The 19,132-nt window shown below is 59.2% G+C and carries 14 protein-coding genes; 10 read left to right on the plus strand and 4 right to left on the minus strand.

Features of this window, described 5'->3' with window-relative positions:
* Positions 1 to 172 precede the first annotated feature (172 nt).
* From recC to FHW68_RS26640, 6 genes are all read left to right on the plus strand, one after another.
* A complete protein-coding gene (recC, locus tag FHW68_RS26615; protein WP_183683867.1) occupies positions 173 to 3,625 on the plus strand; it encodes an exodeoxyribonuclease V subunit gamma in 3,453 nt (1,150 codons plus the stop codon).
* The gene (recB, locus tag FHW68_RS26620; protein WP_183683869.1) at positions 3,622 to 7,311 is read left to right on the plus strand and encodes an exodeoxyribonuclease V subunit beta; all 3,690 of its coding nucleotides are present in this window, start codon (positions 3,622 to 3,624) and stop codon (positions 7,309 to 7,311) included. Before recC ends, recB begins: the two co-directional genes overlap by 4 nt.
* Complete coding sequence (recD, locus tag FHW68_RS26625) at positions 7,308 to 9,416, plus strand: exodeoxyribonuclease V subunit alpha (RefSeq protein WP_183683871.1); 2,109 nt, start codon at positions 7,308 to 7,310, stop codon at positions 9,414 to 9,416. Before recB ends, recD begins: the two co-directional genes overlap by 4 nt.
* A 118-nt stretch (positions 9,417 to 9,534) precedes the next feature.
* A complete protein-coding gene (locus FHW68_RS26630; RefSeq protein WP_183683874.1) occupies positions 9,535 to 10,110 on the plus strand; it encodes a YfiR family protein in 576 nt (191 codons plus the stop codon).
* Complete coding sequence (locus FHW68_RS26635; protein WP_183683876.1) at positions 10,107 to 11,375, plus strand: diguanylate cyclase domain-containing protein; 1,269 nt, start codon at positions 10,107 to 10,109, stop codon at positions 11,373 to 11,375. The genes FHW68_RS26630 and FHW68_RS26635 overlap by 4 nt, the downstream gene beginning before the upstream one ends.
* A gap of 5 nt (positions 11,376 to 11,380) precedes the next feature.
* Entirely contained in the window at positions 11,381 to 11,884 is a 504-nt protein-coding gene (locus FHW68_RS26640) for an OmpA family protein (RefSeq protein WP_095631163.1), read from the plus strand.
* Here the strand turns inward: FHW68_RS26640 and FHW68_RS26645 are convergent.
* Positions 11,881 to 12,828 carry a LysR family transcriptional regulator gene (locus FHW68_RS26645; protein ID WP_095631164.1) on the minus strand — a complete coding sequence of 316 codons (948 nt, stop codon included), beginning with the start codon at positions 12,826 to 12,828 and terminating at the stop codon, positions 11,881 to 11,883. The two genes, FHW68_RS26640 and FHW68_RS26645, sit on opposite strands and share 4 nt — an antisense overlap.
* Positions 12,829 to 12,988: 160 nt before the next feature.
* On the opposite strand from FHW68_RS26645, the gene FHW68_RS26650 reads away from it, so the two are divergent.
* Positions 12,989 to 14,506 (plus strand): CoA-acylating methylmalonate-semialdehyde dehydrogenase, encoded by a 1,518-nt coding sequence (locus FHW68_RS26650; protein WP_183683879.1) that lies wholly within the window; start codon positions 12,989 to 12,991, stop codon positions 14,504 to 14,506.
* A gap of 10 nt (positions 14,507 to 14,516) precedes the next feature.
* Positions 14,517 to 15,404 (plus strand): 3-hydroxyisobutyrate dehydrogenase, encoded by an 888-nt coding sequence (mmsB, locus tag FHW68_RS26655; RefSeq protein WP_095631166.1) that lies wholly within the window; start codon positions 14,517 to 14,519, stop codon positions 15,402 to 15,404.
* A gap of 207 nt (positions 15,405 to 15,611) precedes the next feature.
* Here mmsB and FHW68_RS26660 read toward each other — a convergent pair whose 3' ends face one another.
* Positions 15,612 to 15,956 carry a cupin domain-containing protein gene (locus FHW68_RS26660; protein ID WP_095631167.1) on the minus strand — a complete coding sequence of 115 codons (345 nt, stop codon included), beginning with the start codon at positions 15,954 to 15,956 and terminating at the stop codon, positions 15,612 to 15,614.
* A gap of 212 nt (positions 15,957 to 16,168) precedes the next feature.
* Positions 16,169 to 17,053, minus strand: a complete 885-nt coding sequence (locus tag FHW68_RS26665) for a LysR substrate-binding domain-containing protein (RefSeq protein ID WP_183683881.1) — start codon at positions 17,051 to 17,053, stop codon at positions 16,169 to 16,171.
* 217 nt (positions 17,054 to 17,270) lie between these two features.
* Between FHW68_RS26665 and FHW68_RS26670 the strand changes: the two genes are divergently transcribed.
* On the plus strand, positions 17,271 to 18,035 hold the full coding sequence (locus FHW68_RS26670) for a sulfite exporter TauE/SafE family protein (RefSeq protein WP_183683883.1): 765 nt from the start codon (positions 17,271 to 17,273) through the stop codon (positions 18,033 to 18,035).
* Here the strand turns inward: FHW68_RS26670 and FHW68_RS26675 are convergent.
* Positions 18,025 to 18,339: a putative quinol monooxygenase gene (locus tag FHW68_RS26675; RefSeq protein WP_183683885.1), complete on the minus strand. Its 315-nt coding sequence runs from the start codon at positions 18,337 to 18,339 to the stop codon at positions 18,025 to 18,027. The genes FHW68_RS26670 and FHW68_RS26675 overlap by 11 nt on opposite strands.
* Positions 18,340 to 18,499: 160 nt before the next feature.
* On the opposite strand from FHW68_RS26675, the gene FHW68_RS26680 reads away from it, so the two are divergent.
* A complete protein-coding gene (locus FHW68_RS26680; RefSeq protein WP_183683887.1) occupies positions 18,500 to 19,090 on the plus strand; it encodes an NAD(P)H-dependent oxidoreductase in 591 nt (196 codons plus the stop codon).
* Positions 19,091 to 19,132: the final 42 nt, after the last annotated feature.

Below are 19,132 nucleotides of genomic sequence, written 5' to 3' on the forward strand. Positions count from 1 at the left end.
TAGGTCATCGTCAAGATCAAATTCCGAAACCCCTATCTGCATCTGCAGGTAGGGGTTTTGTTTTGTCCGCAGGAAAGTTCGTACGGCATTATCGGACTGCTCCTGGCTGTCACAGTCTGACGACAGTGCTAAGGTTCGGCCCTAGCTTTTGTATTTTTCCAAGGAAGCCTTTATGCCGGACGCTACGTCCCTCAGTGCTGGTTTTATGGTGGTTCACGGCAACCGCCTGGATGAGTTACGCAGTCTGGTGGTCAGCTGGATGCGGCGCTACCCGCTGGCTCCCTTGGAAAATGAAATCGCCCTGGTACAGAGCAATGGCATCGCCCAATGGCTGAAGCTGGCATTGGCTGAAGACCCTGAAGATGACGACACGGGCGGCTGCGGAATCGCGGCAGCCATCGACGTGCAATTACCGGGCAGCTTCATGTGGCAGCTCTATCGCATGGTGCTGGGACGTGACGAAATCCCGGTCAAATCCCTGCTCGATAAAGCTCCGCTGACCTGGCGTCTGATGCGCCTGCTACCGCAGTTGATTGACCAACCGCACTTCGAACCCCTGCAACGCTTTCTTACCAATGACACCGACTTACGTAAACGCTATCAATTGGCGGAGCGTCTGGCTGACCTGTTTGACCAATATCAGGTCTACCGCGCCGATTGGCTCGAAGACTGGGTAGAAGGCCGTCATCAGTTACGAAATGGCAGAGGCGAAGCCAAAGTCCTGACCTCGGCCAACTGCTGGCAGGCAGAACTGTGGCGTGCGCTGTTGCTGGATGTCGGTGAACAAGGCATGGCGCAAAGCCGCGCAGGCGTCCATCAACGCTTTATCGAGCGCATCACTAGCCTCGATGTAGCGCCCAGTGGATTGCCTTCGCGGGTGATCGTTTTCGGCATTTCTTCATTGCCTGCTCAAGCCCTGGAAGCGCTTGCCGGGCTTGCTCGATTCAGCCAGGTCTTGCTGTGCGTACACAATCCATGTCGTCACCATTGGGCGGACATCGTCGCCGATAAAGATCTGTTGCGACATCAATACAAGCGTCAGGCTCGCAAGAGCGGCATGCCAGTTGTGCTCGACTTGCAAACGCTCCATCAGCATGCCCATCCACTATTGGCTGCGTGGGGCAAGCAGGGGCGGGATTACATTAATCTTCTCGATAGCTACGACGATCCCAATAGCTATCGCTCGGCATTTCGCGACGGTCGCATCGATCTTTTCAGCGAAAGCCAGCCACAGAACATGCTCAATCAGTTGCAGGACGATATCCTGGAATTGCGTCCCCTGAACGAGACACGCGAGCGTTGGCCTGCTGTCGATCTGAAAAACGACGAATCGATCCGTTTTCACATCGCCCACAGCGCTCAACGTGAAGTGGAAATACTTCACGATCAGTTGCTCGCGCGATTCAGTGCTAACACAGACCTGAGGCCTCGCGACGTAATCGTGATGGTCCCGGACATCGACAGTTATGCGCCGCATATACGTGCTGTTTTTGGTCAGATCGATCGCTTTGATCCGCGCTTCATTCCTTTCACACTGGCGGATCAAGGTCAGCGCGGGCGTGACCCGTTATTGATCGCTGTCGAATATCTGCTCAAATTGCCCGATAGCCGCTTCCCCGTCAGCGAAATTCTCGATCTGCTCGACGTTCCGGCGTTACGCGCCCGGTTTGGTGTAGAGGAACGAGATCTGCCGACCTTACATCGCTGGATCGAAGGCGCAGGTATTCGCTGGGGGATGAACGCCGAGCAGCGCGCGCGCCTGGGTCTGCCTGACGAACTGGAGCAAAACAGCTGGCGTTTCGGTCTGCGACGGATGTTGCTGGGTTATGCCGTGGGCAGTGCCGGTGCCTGCGAGGGGATCGAACCCTACGACGAAATTGGTGGCCTGGATGCCGCGCTCATAGGCCCTTTGGTGGCGTTGTTGGATGCGTTGGAAGTGGCCCATCAGGAACTCACTCAACCCGCAGCGCCTAAACAATGGGGAGCGCGGCTGCAAGCGTTGGTGCAGCTATTCTTCCTGGCCAGCAACGAACATGACGATTATTTGTTGGCTCAACTTGAAGAGCTACGTGAGACCTGGCTTGAGACCTGTGAGTCTGTAGGTTTGCACGATGAATTACCGCTGACCGTCGTCCGTGAAGCCTGGCTTGCAGGTCTTGACCAAGGTCGCCTGTCTCAGCGTTTTCTTGCCGGGGCCGTTAACTTCTGTACCTTGATGCCCATGCGAGCGATCCCCTTCAAACTGGTCTGCCTGCTTGGGATGAATGACGGCGATTACCCTCGCGCGCAGCCACCGCTGGATTTCGACTTGATGGGCAGTGACTATCGCCCCGGTGATCGCTCCCGACGTGAAGATGATCGCTATCTGTTGCTGGAAGCATTGTTGTCGGCACGTGATCAACTCTATATCAGCTGGGTCGGCCGCAGCATTCGGGACAATAGCGAGCGCCCTGCTTCGGTATTGATAGGGCAGTTGCGTGATCATCTAGGCAGCGGCTGGCGACTGCACGATGATAATGATGACCTGCTTGAGTCCATGACTGAGGAACACCCGCTGCAACCTTTCAGCGCTCGTTACTTTCATGAAGGCGACGATCTATTCAGCTACGCCAGCGAGTGGCAGGTTCTTCATCAAGCCAATGATCTGGCAACTGATATCGAAGTGCTTGAGCCCTATATCCAGGACGAGCCGCTGAGCCTGGGTCAGCTACAGGATTTTCTGCGCAACCCTGTACGGCATTTTTTCAGTCAGCGGCTCAAAGTATTCTTCGAGGCCGCCGAAGTCCCTTTGGCTGATGAAGAGCCATTTGTACTCGACGCGCTGCAACGCTATAGCCTCAGCGACAGCTTGCTTGAAGCGGCACTGGGGCAACTGGATCAAACCGATCAGGTACTGGAGGCGCAGGCAAAACGACTGCAAAACAGCGGGCTCTTGCCCATGGCCGGTTTCGGTGAATGTCTTCAGCGAGAGTTGATCGAGCCGCTGCCGGATCTGCTGCTGCGCTATCAGCAACTTCTGGCGTTATGGCCGACCCCGCTCACCAGCGCGTTGCCGGTGAGTCTGGAACTACAAGGATTGCGTCTGGAAGGCTGGCTCAGTGGCCTGTATCAACGCGCAGATGGCGGGTTGTTGTCGGTGACTACGATTCCCAACAGCATCGGTTCGATCAAGGCCCGCAAATGGCATCGCCTGACCCGACCTTGGGTCAATCACCTGGTTGCCTGTGCCAGCGGCATGCCGATGACCACTGCGTTGGTGGCCAGCGACGACAGCTTGTTGCTCGGTCCGATGGAGGAGGCCGCCGCATCCCGGGTTCTGGGCGACCTGTTGTTGGCTTGGCAAACGGGCATGCGCCAGCCGCTGCCGATTGCAGTAAAAACAGCGTTCGCCTGGCTCGCTCAAACCGACCCGGTCAAAGCTGACGCCGCTGCCCGCAAGACCTATGAAGGCGACGGCCAGACCACTGAAGGCGAGCGCCGCGAAAGCCCGGCACTCACTCGGCAATATGCCGATTACGATGCACTGATTGCCGACGAGACCTTCCCCGATTGGTGCAACGCTTTGTATCGGCCACTGTTTGAGGCCCCCTGGCGTTCATCGACCAGCGAGGAGGCGCGCTCATGACCACGAAAACACCGCTGGCCCTGGCATTTCCCCTGCGTGGCAGCCAACTGATCGAAGCCAGCGCCGGTACCGGCAAGACCTTCACCATTTCAGCGCTGTACTTGCGTCTGGTCCTTGGCCACGGCGGCGAATCGAATGGTTTTGGTCGTGAATTGCTGCCGCCGCAAATCCTCGTGGTGACCTTCACCGATGCGGCGACCAAGGAGCTGCGCGAACGTATTCGTACCCGACTGGCTGAAGCCGCTCGGTTTTTCCGCGATGAGACGCCGGCACCGGATGGCCTCATTGCCGAATTGCGCGAGCAGTACTTCCCTGAACAGTGGTCCGGCTGTGCAAACCGCCTGGACATCGCCGCCCAGTGGATGGATGAAGCGGCCGTTTCGACCATTCACGGCTGGTGCCAGCGCATGTTGCGCGAACATGCATTCGACAGTGGGAGCCTGTTCACCCAGACCCTGGAAACCGATCACAGCGATTTGCTCGGCGAAGTCCTGCGCGACTACTGGCGACTGTTCTGCTACCCGATGCAAGGCGATGCGTTGAACTGGGTTCGCGGCAATTGGGGAGGGCCAGCGGCGTTGCTGCCGCGAGTGCGTGGGTTGTTCGCCAGCGAGCGTGACAGCGTTCAAGGTAAAGAGCCTGCCGAGTTGATTGCCGAGTGCCTGCAAGAGCGACGGGCTGCTTTGCTCGAGCTCAAGATGCCATGGCGCCAATGGGCGGATGAGTTGCTTGCCATCTGTCACCAGGGTGTCGTGAACAAAAGCGTCGATGGCCGCAAGATGCAGCCGCGCTACTTCGAACCCTGGTTCGAAAAGCTACGGGCCTGGGCCGAAGATGAGTCTATCGAGCAACTGGACCTTGGCACCGGTTTCACTCGCCTGACCCCCGATGGCATCGCTGAAGCCTGGAAGGGTGAGGCACCTTGTCATCCCGGTCTCGATGCGATGGCCGGCCTCAAGCGCAGTCTTGATGGTTTGCCGACCCCCGATGCCGCGGTGCTGCAACACGCCGCTCATTGGGTCGGTGCACGGTTCGAGGAAGAGAAGCGTCGCCGCGCGGAAATGGGCTTCGATGACATGCTCCTGCGTCTCGATACGGCTTTGCAATCCGAAGGCGGTGAGCGCCTGGCAACCCTGATCCGCGAGCAATTCCCGGTCGCGTTGATTGACGAATTCCAGGACACCGACCCGGTGCAGTATCGAATCTTCGAGAGCATTTATCGCATCGAAGACAACAATCCTCAAACCGGCCTGTTTCTGATTGGCGACCCGAAGCAGGCGATCTATGCCTTCCGCGGGGCCGACATCTATACCTACTTGCGTGCTCGTCAGGCCACCACTGGCCGCTTGCATACCCTGGGCACCAACTTCCGTTCCAGTCATGGCATGGTCAGTGCGGTGAACCATGTATTCGAGCGCGCCGAATCTCGTGAGCAGGGGCGCGGAGCGTTCCTGTTTCGTGAGAAAAACGGGGAGAACCCGGTACCGTTTCTATCCGTCGAATCCCAGGGGCGCAAAGAAGTTCTGCACATTAATGGTCAGGTTGTACCTGCCCTGAATATCTGGCATCTGTCCGCCGATCAGCCATTGTCTGGCGCGGTGTATCGACAACAACTGGCTGCCGCCTGCGCCAGTGAAATCACCGCGCTGCTCAATAGTGGTCAGCAAGGCCGCACGGGTTTCATCCAGGATGGCAAGGACTTCAAAGGTCTGCTGCCATCGGATATCGCAATTCTGGTGCGTGACGGCAAAGAGGCCCAGTCCGTGCGTGGCGAACTTTCGGCCCGCGGTGTGCGCAGTGTCTACCTCTCAGACAAGGATTCCGTGTTCGCCTCACAGGAGGCCCATGACTTGCTGACCTGGCTCAAGGCGTGTGCCGAGCCGGATGTCGAGCGTCCCCTCCGTGCCGCGCTGGCCTGCATCACGCTGAACCTTTCCCTGGCTGAGCTGGAGCGGCTGAATCAGGACGAACTGGCCTGGGAAGCACGGGTCATGCAGTTCCGCGGTTATCGCGAGCTCTGGCGCAAACAGGGTGTGCTGCCGATGCTGCGACGTTTGCTGCACGACTTCCAGCTGCCCCAGGCGCTGATCACGCGCAACGATGGCGAGCGGGTGCTGACCAACTTGCTGCACCTGTCCGAGCTGTTACAGCAGGCCGCCGCCGAGCTTGATGGCGAGCAAGCGCTGATCCGGCATTTGGCCGAACATCTGGCATTGTCCGGTCAGGCTGGCGAAGAACAGATCCTGCGCCTGGAAAGCGACGAACAGTTGGTCAAGGTCGTGACCATTCACAAATCCAAAGGGCTTGAATATCCGTTGGTGTTTTTGCCATTCGTCTGCTCGGCAAAACCGGTGGATGGCAGCCGTTTGCCGTTGTATTACCACGATGCAATGGGCAACGCTCAAGTGAGCTTGAAGCCGACGCCGGAGTTGATCGTCCAAGCCGATGATGAGCGCTTGGCCGAGGATCTTCGCCTGCTCTATGTCGCATTGACCCGGGCACAGCATGCCTGCTGGCTTGGTGTGACTGACCTCAAGCGCGGCAATAACAATGGCTCGACGCTGCATCTTTCCGCGTTGGGTTACCTGTTGGGCGGTGGTGCGCCATTGGCCGAGTCGGCAGGGTTGCGGCATTGGCTGGAAGATCTGCAGCAAGATTGCCCGGCGCTGAACTACGGTGAAATGCCTGAAGCGAACGCCGAGCATTACCATCCACCGCGCAATGGAGCGACCTTGCTTGCGCCGCTGATACCCAGGCGCAAGGCCAGCGAAAACTGGTGGATCGCTTCCTACAGCGCTTTGCGCATTGGCGACCATCTGAGCAGGGGCAGTGACGAAGCGCCGGAGAGTCCGCAAGCACAAAAGCTTTTTGACGACGAACGTCTCGATCCGCAAGCGCCGCGGGAAGTGATTGCCGGCGGCGCGGATATCCATCGATTCCCTCGCGGGCCGCACCCCGGCACTTTTCTCCATGGATTGCTCGAGTGGGCCGGTGATGAAGGTTTTGCCGCTGCACCACAAACTGTGGAAGACGCCATCGCTCGCCGCTGCAATCGCCGTGGCTGGGAAGGCTGGATCACGACGTTGAGTGACTGGCTACAGCACTTGCTCAAATCCCCGCTGCACATCGGTGGCGGGCAAGCACCGGTGGTGTTCGAGCAACTGACCCAATACCGGGTCGAGATGGAATTCTGGTTCGCGAGCCATAAAGTCGATGTGCTTAAACTCGATGAACTGGTGCGCCAGTACACCCACAACGGCGTGGCCAGGGTGGCCGCCGAACCGGTGCTGCTCAATGGTATGTTCAAAGGCTTTATCGACCTGACGTTCGAGCACGACGGTCGTTATTACGTCGCTGACTACAAATCCAACTGGCTGGGCGTCGATGATGCGGCCTATACCGAGCAGGCCATGGAGCAGTCGATTCTGGATAATCGTTACGACCTGCAATATGTGTTGTACCTGCTCGCCTTGCATCGCCAGCTCAAGGCGCGGCTGGTCGATTACGATTACGACCGGCATGTCGGCGGGGCGTTGTACCTGTTCCTTCGCGGTACTCGCGCGATCAGCCAAGGCGTGTATTTTGCCCGTCCGCCACGCGAGCTGATCGAGCGTCTGGACCGCTTGTTCCAGGGCAAGCCAGAGCCCAAGGCCGAACCCGCCTGGGAACAGGGAGTACTGCTATGACTCGTTCCTTCGCCGATTTGCTGCCCATGCCATTGGTGGCCGAAAGTCTGGCGGATCTGGCCCCGCTGAGTCGCGCAGATGACTTGTTGCTGCTGCTCACGCGCTGGGTCGAACGCGGTTGGCTGCGGGCACTGGACAAGGCCTTCGTCGCCTTTCTTCACGAGCTCGCCCCCGACGATGATCCACTGGTGCTGCTGGCCGCGGCGTTGACCAGTCACCAGTTGGGGCACGGCCATGTTTGCCTGGATCTGTTCGAAACGCTGAAAGAACCGGACTTCGCCCTGTCGCTGCCGCCGGAAGGTGATCTGCAAAGTAATGCGATGTTGCTGCCGTCGCAATTGCTTGAGGCGCTGGAGGGAACTCATTGGTGCAAGGTGCTGGCGTCCAGCCGTCTGGTAGCGCTGGCCGTCGACGGGCGTGAGGCCGCTCAGCACCGGCCGTTGGTATTGTCGGGTAAACGCTTGTACCTGCGCCGCTACTGGGCTTACGAACGGCGCATCGACAACGCCCTGCGTCAGCGTCTGGCGGCACACGAAACAACACCGGATGATTTGCCCCAACGCCTGACCGGCCTGTTTGGTCCAGCCCGGCCTGATGAAATGATCGACTGGCAAAAGCTCGCTTGCGCCCTCGCTGCTCGTAGCGCATTCAGCATCGTCACAGGCGGCCCGGGGACCGGCAAAACCACCACGGTCGTGCGCTTGCTCGCGTTACTCCAGGCGCCCGCGGTGGAGGCCGGAAAACCGCTACGCATTCGTCTCGCGGCACCCACTGGCAAAGCTGCCGCACGATTGACCGAGTCCATCAGCCAACAGGTTCAAACCCTGAAAGTTGCTGAAACGGTGCGGCAGAAGATCCCGTCGGATGTGACCACTGTGCACCGTTTGCTAGGCAGCCGTCCCGGCACCCGGCATTTCCGGCACCACGCCGGCAATCGCTTGCCACTGGATGTATTGGTGGTGGACGAAGCCTCGATGATCGACCTGGAAATGATGGCCAATCTGCTGGATGCATTGCCGGCCCATGCTCGTCTGGTGCTGCTCGGTGACAAGGATCAATTGGCGTCGGTTGAGGCCGGTGCCGTCCTGGGTGATCTGTGTCGCGATGCCGAAGCCGGTTGGTACAGTCCGCAGACGCGCCAGTGGCTGGAGTCAGTCAGCGGAGAAAACCTTGCTACCAGCGACTTGCACGAAGACCTCAACGGAGCGCATCCCTTGGCTCAGCAAGTGGTGATGTTGCGTCACTCACGGCGCTTCGGCGAGGGCAGCGGCATTGGCCAGTTGGCCCGTTGGGTCAACCGGCAGCAATCGGACGAAGCTCGCAAGTTATTGGCGGCTGGAAGCCATGACGACGTATTTTCCCTGCCTCTCAAGGGTGAGCAGGATCGGGCGCTGGAGCGGTTGTTGCTCGAAGGCCATGGCGAGGGACCACAAGGTTATCGTCATTACCTGAATCTTTTGCGCAGCCAGCGGCCGCCGTTCGACAGCCCGCTGGATGATCCATGCTGGACCCACTGGGCTCGCGTGGTGCTGCAAGCCTTCGATGCTTTCCAGTTGTTGTGCGCGGTACGCAAAGGGCCTTGGGGTGTGGAAGGCTTGAATCAGCGAGTGACCGAGGCGTTGCTCAAGGCTCGGCTGATCGACAGCGACCACCAATGGTACGAAGGACGGCCCGTGCTGATGACCCGCAACGACTATGGCCTGGGTTTGATGAACGGCGATATTGGCATTGCCCTCAAGCTGCCGGAGCGTGAGGGCCCCGACGCGGGGCGGCAAGTGTTGCGTGTGGCCTTCCCGCGCAACGATGGTCAGGGCGGTGTGCGCTTTGTCCTGCCAAGTCGGCTGAACGATGTCGACACCGTGTACGCCATGACTGTACACAAATCCCAAGGCTCAGAATTTGCCCATACGGCGTTGATTCTGCCGGACGCCTTGAACCCGGTGCTTACCAAGGAATTGATTTATACCGGCATAACCCGGGCCAAACACTGGTTTACCCTGATTGAACCGCGTGCCGGCGTCTTCGAAGAGGCCGTGCGGCGCAAGGTAAAACGCTTGAGCGGGTTGATGCTGGAGCTGGAGGAGGGGATCGAGCCGGGTCACTGAACAGAAGCGGGCAGACGCCGGAATCTGTCGGAGCTGCCGCGGTCCGTGGCCTCGCTGGTGTTTCGGTGCTGTGCTATCGTTGCGGCATCATTTCGTTGCGATCGTAGAGAATCCGTTCATGAAGGTGGCTGTCTGGACGACAGAGCGCGTAGTTGGCTGCAAGCAAGTGCTGCTTGCCGGCCTTCTCTGTTTGTTGACGGGCGTTGCCTTCGCTCAGCCGGCAACCGATGTGAGCAAGGCCGACCAACGTGCCAGATCGGTCACTCAGGTGGTACTCGGGATCCTCAGCTATGCCCGGTGGCCTGTTGAACCTCAACAGTTGCGTCTGTGCGTGGTCGGCCCTACCGAGTACACCGACGATCTGGTCAAAGGCACTACACAGGCCACTGGTCGGCCAGTCACCGTGCGACGGCTTTTGGCCGATAACCCGGCGATTGCCGGCGAATGCGACGCGGTGTACATCGGCAAGCTGACCCGCGATGAACGCAGTCGATTATTCGCCTCGCTGACAGGACGCCCGGTGGTGAGCATCAGCGAGGATGGCGATCAATGTACCGTCGGCAGCCTGTTCTGCCTGCGGGTCGGCGATGAACAAGTGTCCTTCGAGGTCAACCTCGACTCGGTCGCCCGCAGCGGTGTGCGTATTCATCCCAGTGTGCTGCAACTGTCGCGCCGCAAGCCGGCGGCACCATGAGTCTATTCAAATCCCGCATGCGTCCGACCCTGGGGTCTATTATCGGCCGTGGACATTTGACCGTCGCCCTGGTGGGCGTGGCCATGGCCAGTGTTTCGTTGACCCTGCTGGGTGTGCTGGCTTTGCGGGTTTACGCCGATCACAACCTGCATCTGATCGCCCGCTCGATCAACTACACCGTAGAAGCTGCGGTAGTGTTCAACGATAAGGTCGCCGCCACCGAAGCGCTGGCACTGATCGCGTCGACCGAAGAAGTGGCCGATGCGCAGGTGATCGATAAGCAAGGCGAGTTACTCGCACGGTGGCAACGACCGGAAACGGGATTGCTCTCCGATCTTGAAATGCAGATCGCCCGGGCGATTCTGGAAAAACCCATCAGCATGCCGATCGTCCATCAAGGTCAGGCAGTCGGCAGCATCGTGCTCACCGGTCACGGCGGCAGCCTGATGCGTTTTTTGCTCAGCGGCCTGATGGGGATTGTGGTGTGTACCGCTGTCAGTGCCTGGGTGGCGCTCTATCTGGCGCGCCAACAATTGCGCGGGATCATCGGCCCGTTGCGCAGCCTGGCTACTGTGGCTCACGCGGCCCGCAGCGAGCGAGCTTTCGATCAACGCGTGCCACCGGCCGACATTGCCGAGCTGGACAACCTGGGCAATGACTTCAATGCCTTGCTCGATGAACTCGAATCCTGGCAGACCCACCTGCAAAGCGAAAACGAGACCCTGGCCCACCAGGCCAGTCATGACAGCCTTACCGGACTACCGAATCGGGCGTTTTTCGAAGGCCGCTTGATGCGTGCCTTGCGCAATGCCGGCAAGTTGGACGAGCGAGTGGCCGTGCTGTTTCTCGACAGTGACCGGTTCAAGGAGATCAACGACAATTTCGGCCACGCCGCCGGCGATGCGGTGCTGATCGCCGTCGCAACCCGGGTTCGTGCACAACTGCGTGAAGAGGATCTGGTCGCGCGTCTGGGCGGCGACGAGTTTGCAATCCTGCTTTCACCACTGCACAAAACTGAAGACGCAGAACGGATTGCCGACCAGATCATTGCCAGCATGGAAGCACCAATCCCCTTGCCGGGCACTTCTCAAGTGCTGACTTCACTCAGTATTGGCATCGCCGTGTACCCGGATCATGGGGTCACACCGGGCGCATTGCTCGATGCTGCCGACGCTGCGATGTACCAGGCCAAACGCCTTTCCCGAGGCGCGCAGCAAACGGCAGGGGCGGAGTTCCCTGCCGCTCATGTTCAAACCAGGAGCTAATTTCTGTGTTCACCTTCAATCAGCATTCGCTACGGCTTTTCACGATCTCTCTGGTCCTGGGCTTGCTGGCCTTGACCGGCTGCCAGACAGCACCGCAAAAGGGCCTGACCCCGGCGCAGATCGCTGTGCTCAAGCAGCAAGGTTTCGAAATGACGGATGATGGCTGGGCCTATGGCCTGTCAGGCAAAGTTTTGTTCGGCAGCGATGTCGAGAGCCTCAATCCTGCCAGTACCGAGATCGTGGAGCGCATTGGCAAGGCGTTAGTGAGTGTGGAAATCGAACGGGTGAGGATCGATGGCCACGCCGATGCTTCGGGCAAAGAATCCTATAACGAGCAGCTTTCCCTGCGACGGGCGAAAAGCGTCGGCAAGGTGTTGGCCGCAGTCGGTATAAAAGAAGAAAACATCCAACTGCGCGGCCTGGGCAGCAGTAAGCCCGTCGCCACCAACGACACTGCGGACGGACGCACTGAGAACCGTCGCGTATCGATCGTGGTCAGCGCGGATTAATCGGCGAACACCATCTCCCGACTTTCCCCCATCAACAGCGCTTGGTTCTGCTCGGTGACGCCACGGATGTAATCCCACAACAGGGTAATCCGCTTGAGCTTGCGCAGGTCTTCGCGGCAGTACATCCAGAACTGCCGGGTGATAGTGATCTCTTGCGGCAACACCGGCAACAGTCGCGGATCCTGAGCAGCCAGAAAGCACGGCAGAATCGCCAGCGACCGTCCTTGCTGAGCGGCTACGAACTGGGCAATCACGCTGGTGCTGCGCAAATTGGCAGTGGCACCGGGCAACACATTCGCCAGATACAGCAGCTCCGAGCTGAACGCCAGATCGTCCACATAACTGATGAATTGATGCTTGCCCAAGTCTGCCGGGCGGCGGATGGGTGGGTGCTTGTCCAGATAATCCTGGGTCGCATACAGCTGCAACCGGTAATCGCACAGTTTGCAGCAGACATAGGGGCCATGTTCCGGTCGTTCCAGTGCGATGACGATGTCTGCCTCACGCTTGGACAGGCTGATGAAGTGCGGTAGCGGCAGGATGTCCACCGAGATCGCCGGGTAGGCGTCGACGAAATGACTCAGCTGTGGCGTGATGAAAAAGCTGCCGAACCCTTCGGTGCAGCCCATGCGCACATGCCCGGACAACGCTACGCCAGAGCCCGAAACCTGCTCGCAGGCCATGTGCAGCGTGCTTTCGATTGACTCGGCGTAACCCAGCAGACGCTGGCCTTCGGCAGTCAGGACGAAACCGCTGGTCCGGGACTTTTCGAACAGCAACGTGCCCAACGAGGTTTCCAGTGAGCTGATGCGTCGCGACACAGTGGTGTAGTCCACCGCCAGGCGCTTGGCGGCGGTGCTGGCCTTGCGAGTACGGGCAACCTCGAGGAAAAACTTGAGGTCATCCCAGTTCAACGAGCCTAAAGACGTGATGTTTTTTTGCATGATGGACCGGCTTTTATGTGCGTTCTTGTTAGAAGTTTGCACATCTATACTCCAAAAACAGTCCGATCACCAATCGCGACACACGTCTCATCTCAAGGCGACTTTCTCGCCTTGGCCACAAAGATCGCTCTCTAAATAAGAACAACGTCCGGAGACCAATATGAACGCATCGCTAGAAACCACCGTGCAAACGGTCAAGCTGTTGATCGATGGCGAGTGGGTCGAATCCCAGGCCACCGAATGGCACGACATCGTCAACCCGGCGACTCAACAAGTGCTGGCCAAAGTGCCTTTTGCCACAGCCGCCGAAGTTGATGCCGCCATCAGCGCCGCCCATCGCGCCTTCCAGACCTGGAAGCTGACGCCGATCGGCGCGCGGATGCGCATCATGCTCAAGCTTCAGGCGCTGATTCGCGAACACTCCAAACGCATTGCCGTGGTGCTGAGCAATGAGCAGGGCAAAACCATCGCTGACGCTGAAGGCGATATCTTCCGCGGCCTGGAAGTGGTGGAGCACGCCTGCTCCATTGGCAGCCTGCAGATGGGCGAATTCGCCGAGAACGTCGCTGGCGGTGTCGACACCTACACGTTGCGTCAACCGATCGGCGTCTGTGCCGGCATTACCCCGTTCAATTTCCCGGCGATGATTCCGCTGTGGATGTTCCCGATGGCCATTGCTTGTGGCAATACCTTCGTGCTCAAGCCGTCCGAACAGGACCCGATGTCGACCATGCTGTTGGTGGAACTGGCCATCGAGGCCGGCATTCCGCCAGGTGTGCTCAACGTCGTTCATGGCGGCAAGGATGTGGTGGATGCGCTGTGCACCCACAAAGACATCAAGGCTGTTTCGTTCGTCGGTTCGACCGCGGTCGGCACGCACGTCTATGACCTGGCGGGCAAACATGGCAAGCGTGTGCAATCGATGATGGGCGCCAAGAACCATGCCGTTGTGCTGCCCGATGCCAATCGCGAGCAAGCGCTCAATGCCTTGGTCGGTGCCGGTTTCGGCGCGGCGGGGCAACGCTGCATGGCCACTTCGGTGGTCGTGCTGGTTGGCGCGGCCAGACAATGGCTGCCAGACCTGAAAGCGCTGGCGCAGAAACTCAAGGTCAATGCCGGCAGCGAGCCGGGTACTGATGTTGGCCCAGTGATTTCCAAGCGAGCCAAGGCGCGGATTCTTGATCTGATTGAAAGCGGTATCAAGGAAGGCGCCAAACTCGAACTGGACGGCCGCAACGTCAGCGTTCCCGGCTACGAGCAGGGTAACTTTATCGGCCCGACCCTGTTCTCTGGTGTCACTCCAGAGATGCAGATCTATACCCAGGAAATCTTCGGACCGGTGCTGGTGGTGCTGGAAGTCGATACCCTCGATCAAGCCATTGCACTGGTCAACGCCAACCCGTATGGCAACGGCACGGGTTTGTTCACCCAGAGCGGTGCGGCGGCGCGTAAATTCCAGGCGGAAATCGACGTTGGCCAGGTCGGCATCAACATCCCGATTCCGGTGCCGGTGCCGTTCTTCAGCTTCACCGGCTCTCGTGGCTCCAAGCTCGGCGACCTCGGTCCTTATGGCAAGCAAGTGGTGCAGTTCTACACTCAAACCAAGACCGTCACGGCACGCTGGTTCGACGACAACAGCGTCAACGACGGTGTGAACACCACCATCCACTTGCGTTAAGGAGCCGGACATGAAAATCGCTTTTATCGGTCTCGGCAACATGGGCGCGCCGATGGCGCGCAATCTGATCAAGGCCGGCCATTCACTGCGCCTGGTCGATCTGAACAAAGTTGTGCTGGCGGAGCTCGAGCAACTGGGCGGCAGCATCAGTGCTTCGGCACGTGAAGCGGCTCAAGATGCGGAGCTGGTGATCACCATGTTGCCAGCCGCGGTGCATGTGCGCAGCGTCTGGCTGGGCGAGGAGGGCGTGCTGGCGGGCATTGCCAAGGGCGTGCCCGCGGTGGATTGCAGCACCATAGATCCGCAGACGGCGCGCGATGTCGCCGCCGCTGCCGCCAAACAAGGCGTGGCCATGGCCGACGCACCGGTCTCTGGCGGTACCGGCGGTGCCGCGGCCGGGACGCTGACCTTCATGGTCGGCGCCACACCTGAGTTATTCGCGACCCTGCAACCGGTACTGGCGCAGATGGGCCGCAACATCGTCCATTGCGGCGAAGTCGGCACCGGGCAAATTGCCAAGATCTGCAACAACTTGCTGCTGGGGATTTCCATGGTCGGCGTCAGCGAAGCCATGGCCTTGGGTGATGCGCTGGGGATCGACACGACGGTGCTCGCAGGGATCATCAACAGTTCCACCGGGCGATGCTGGAGTTCGGAGATGTACAACCCGTGGCCGGGCATCGTCGAAACAGCGCCGGCTTCGCGTGGGTACACCGGCGGTTTCGGTGCTGAACTGATGCTCAAGGATCTGGGGCTGGCCACTGAGGCGGCACGTCAGGCGCACCAACCGGTAATGCTCGGCGCGTTGGCACAGCAGTTGTATCAGGCGATGAGTCAGCGTGGGGAAGGGGATAAGGACTTCTCGGCGATCATTAACAGCTATCGCAAACCCCAATAGGGTTTTTCCGGAAACTGTGGCGAGGGGGCTTGCCCCCGTTGGAGTGCGTAGCGCTCCCTCTGCATTCCTTCATTCATACCGCATAGGCAGGTTTGACGACGGCTTCGCCGCCGAACGGGGGCAAGCCCCCTCGCCACAAAACCACGGGTATTGCGTATTCCAGTATTTACCGAGGGACCACGTCGGGTGGTCTCTCGGTTTTTTGCATCAGGCAAACACGAAATACTTGCGCACAGTCTCAACCACTTCCCATGTGCCCTTCATCCCTGGCTCGATGACGAAAATGTCACCGGCCCGCAGATGAATCGGCGCCATGCCTTCCGGTGTGATGATGCAGTAGCCTTCCTGGAAATGGCAGTATTCCCACTTCACATATTCCACATACCACTTGCCTGGCGTGCAGATCCAGGTCCCCATGATTTTGCTGCCGTCTTCGCTGGTGTAAGCGTTGAGATTGACGGTGTGCGGGTCGCCTTCGAGTTTTTCCCATTTGCAGGCGTCGAGCACGGGCAGTGGGTGGGTATCGCGTAGGACGGTGATAGGTGCGGGCATGTCAGCTCCAGGCTAGCGGCAGGATTGAAGGACCAGCCTATTCCGAGAGGGGGCATCCCGGATGTCTGGGGTCGACATTCAGTTACCTGTAAACGCTGAGAACAAGAGACTGTGCAAAGCTGTTTCGCCCCATTGCCGTGCCTAAGTGAAGGTTTTATAACAACGCACGATCAATAATTTTCTGGACGTTGTTGGTGGGTAAAGTCTGCCCCTCAGGGGAGAGTCAAGACGTTCAGCAAGGCCTGGGCATAACCAGGCAGCACGGTGAAGTCCCGGGCGCACAGCAACAGTTTGCGGCGGGCCCATGGCTCTTTGAGTTCGATGCTTTTGAACGGCGTTTCCATCGGCCAACGTTCGACTGCCGCCAAAGGCACGATCGCCAGCCCGGCACCTCGGCCGACCATGCGCATCACCCCATCGAAGCCATCGGCACGGATGCGAATCTGCATCCGTAAACCACTGTGCAGGGCTTGTTCTTCCAGGTACACGGCCAAGGCGCTGTTAGCGTTCAGGCTGACGTATTCGTGCTGCAAAGTGGTGCTGAAACTCAATGGCCCAGTGTCGCCCAAAGGATGATCGAGCGGCAGAATCAGCACCAGTGGATCGTCCCGGAAATAGCGGGTCTGAAGGCCGTCGGTATCCACCGCGTCCGACACAATGCCCAAGTCCGCCGCACCTTGGCGCAAGGCGTGGGTAATGCGCGCGCTGGGCAGCTCTTGCAGGTCGATGTCGAGGTTCGGATGGTCGCGCAGAAAGTCCGCCAGCAACTCCGGCAGGTATTCGGTGATCGCTGTGGTGTTGCACAACAACCGCACTTGGCCTTTGACCCCTTTGGCGTATTCGGCCAGGTCCTGCTGCATGCGTTCGGCCTGTTGCAACAGGACGCGGGCGTGCTGCGCCAGGGCCTTGCCGGCCGGGGTGGGGCTGACACCGCGGCGACCTCGCTCAAGAAACTCGATGCCCAGTGACGCTTCCATGGCGCGGATTCGCGCACTCGCCGCCGCCAGCGACAAATGACTGCGAGCGGCGCCGGCGGTGATGTTGCCGGTGTCGAGGATGTTCAGGTAGAGGCGCAGGTCGGTCAGGTCGAAGTGCATCGTTACAGCCTCGGGAGGTTTGTTGTCTGAACGGGGCCCTTCGCGGGCAAGCCTCGCTCCTACAGGGACTGAGTGATCGACACATCCTTGTAGGAGCGAGGCTTGCCCGCGAAGACGTCATCAGCCGCCACGAAAACTTTAGCCTCTATCAAATCAAGAGGCAGCCTCAGTATATGGCAGATGTTCAAGGCAACCTTCAGGGCTCACCATAGCCCCCATGAATACACTCGCCGCGTTCTACCAACATCTGGGTTTGGCCCTGTCCTTATTGGTTATCGCCACCTTTCTACTGGCCGGGATGATCAAAGGTGTAATCGGCCTCGGCCTGCCGACCATTGCGATGGGCTTGCTCGGTCTGGCTATGGCGCCGTCGCAGGCTGCGGCGTTGCTGATAATTCCCGCGACGCTGACCAACGTCTGGCAACTGGCCTTCGGCGGTCATTTGCGCGGGCTGCTGAACCGGTTGTGGCCGATGCTGCTGGCGATTTTCATCGGCACGGGCGTCGGTACGCTGTGGATCGGCATGGCCGGTGGGCATTGGGTCGTACGGGGGCTGGGGGCGGCATTGTTGATATACGCCTTGAGCGGGTTGTTCCTGCCGACCTTGCGGGTCGCAGGTCGCAGCGAGCGTTGGCTCGGTCCGCTGTGTGGTGTGCTGACGGGCATCATCACTTCGGCCACCGGCGTCTTCGTGATTCCTGCGGTGCCTTATCTGCAAGCGCTGGGCTTGAGCAAGGATGAACTGGTGCAGGCGCTGGGCCTGTCGTTCACCGTCTCGACCCTCGCGTTGGCCGCCGGCCTGTTATGGCGCGGCGCCCTCGGCGCCGGTGAAGTGAGCGCGTCGCTGCTGGCGCTGGTTCCTGCGGTGCTCGGCATGTTGATGGGGCAATGGCTGCGCCAGCGGATCAGTGCCGTGTTGTTCAAGCGCGCGTTCTTCATCGGCCTCGGCCTGCTTGGCGGCCACTTGCTGATCAGCGGCTAGCGGACGAAGTGCTGAGCATCTCGATCGGCCGGATATCAAAATCCCGTTCCAGGTACTCCATGCGCATGTCGAGGAACTGCTTCATATGTGGCAGGTTCGAGTGCACGTCCAGATGGGCCTGGGACTGCCAGATTTCGTAGAAGATAAACAGCGTCGGGTCCTGTTTGTCTCGCAGCATGTGGTACTCGATGCAACCGGGTTCGGCGCGACTCGGTTCGACATAAGCACGGAAAAACGCTTCGAAGGCCTCGGCCTTTTCCGGGCGGGTCTTGGCGTGCAGGATGAAGCCTTGCATTTCGTTCATCAGGTTCTCCTTGAAAATCAGAATCGGCGCAAGTTTACGGCAACAATCTGCTGTCGATTCGTGCGTATTAGTCAAATGAATTTTGCTGAAGGAGGGCTTATTCCACGCGAGGCCGATCTCTATTCTGCCGTCATCGAATTTCAACCTTGCGAGACTTCTCATGAAAAAAGTCCTGTTGCTCAATGGCGGCAAAAAATTTGCTCACTCCGATGGTCGCTACAACAAGACCCTGCACGAAGCGGCGCTGAGCGTGCTGGATCGCGGCGGTTTGGATGTAAAAGCCACGTTCATCGACGAGGGCTACGACGTCGCGGAGGAAGTCGCCAAATTCCTCTGGGCCGATGTGATCATTTATCAAATGCCCGGTTGGTGGATGGGCGCACCGTGGACCGTCAAGAAGTACGTCGATGAAGTCTTCACCGAAGGCCATGGCAGCCTCTACGCCAGCGATGGCCGCACGCGTTCCGACGCGTCGCAGAAGTACGGCAGCGGCGGTTTGCTGCACGGTAAAAAATACATGCTGTCGCTGACCTGGAACGCGCCGCAGCAAGCTTTCGACGACCCGACCGACTTCTTCGAAGCCAAAGGCGTGGACGCGGTGTACTTCCCGTTCCACAAGGCCAATACCTTCCTTGGCATGAGCGGTTTGCCGACCTTCCTGTGTGTCGATGTAATGAAGCGCCCGAATGTCGAAGCTGATGTGGCGCGTTATGAACAGCATTTGAGCGAGGTGTTTGGTCTTAAGGCATAACGCTCGGCTACTATCGATAGCTGAAGCGGGACTGAATCTGTG

The organism is Pseudomonas sp. Tn43 (assembly GCF_014192635.1).
In the GTDB taxonomy this organism is placed as follows: Bacteria; Pseudomonadota; Gammaproteobacteria; order Pseudomonadales; family Pseudomonadaceae; genus Aquipseudomonas.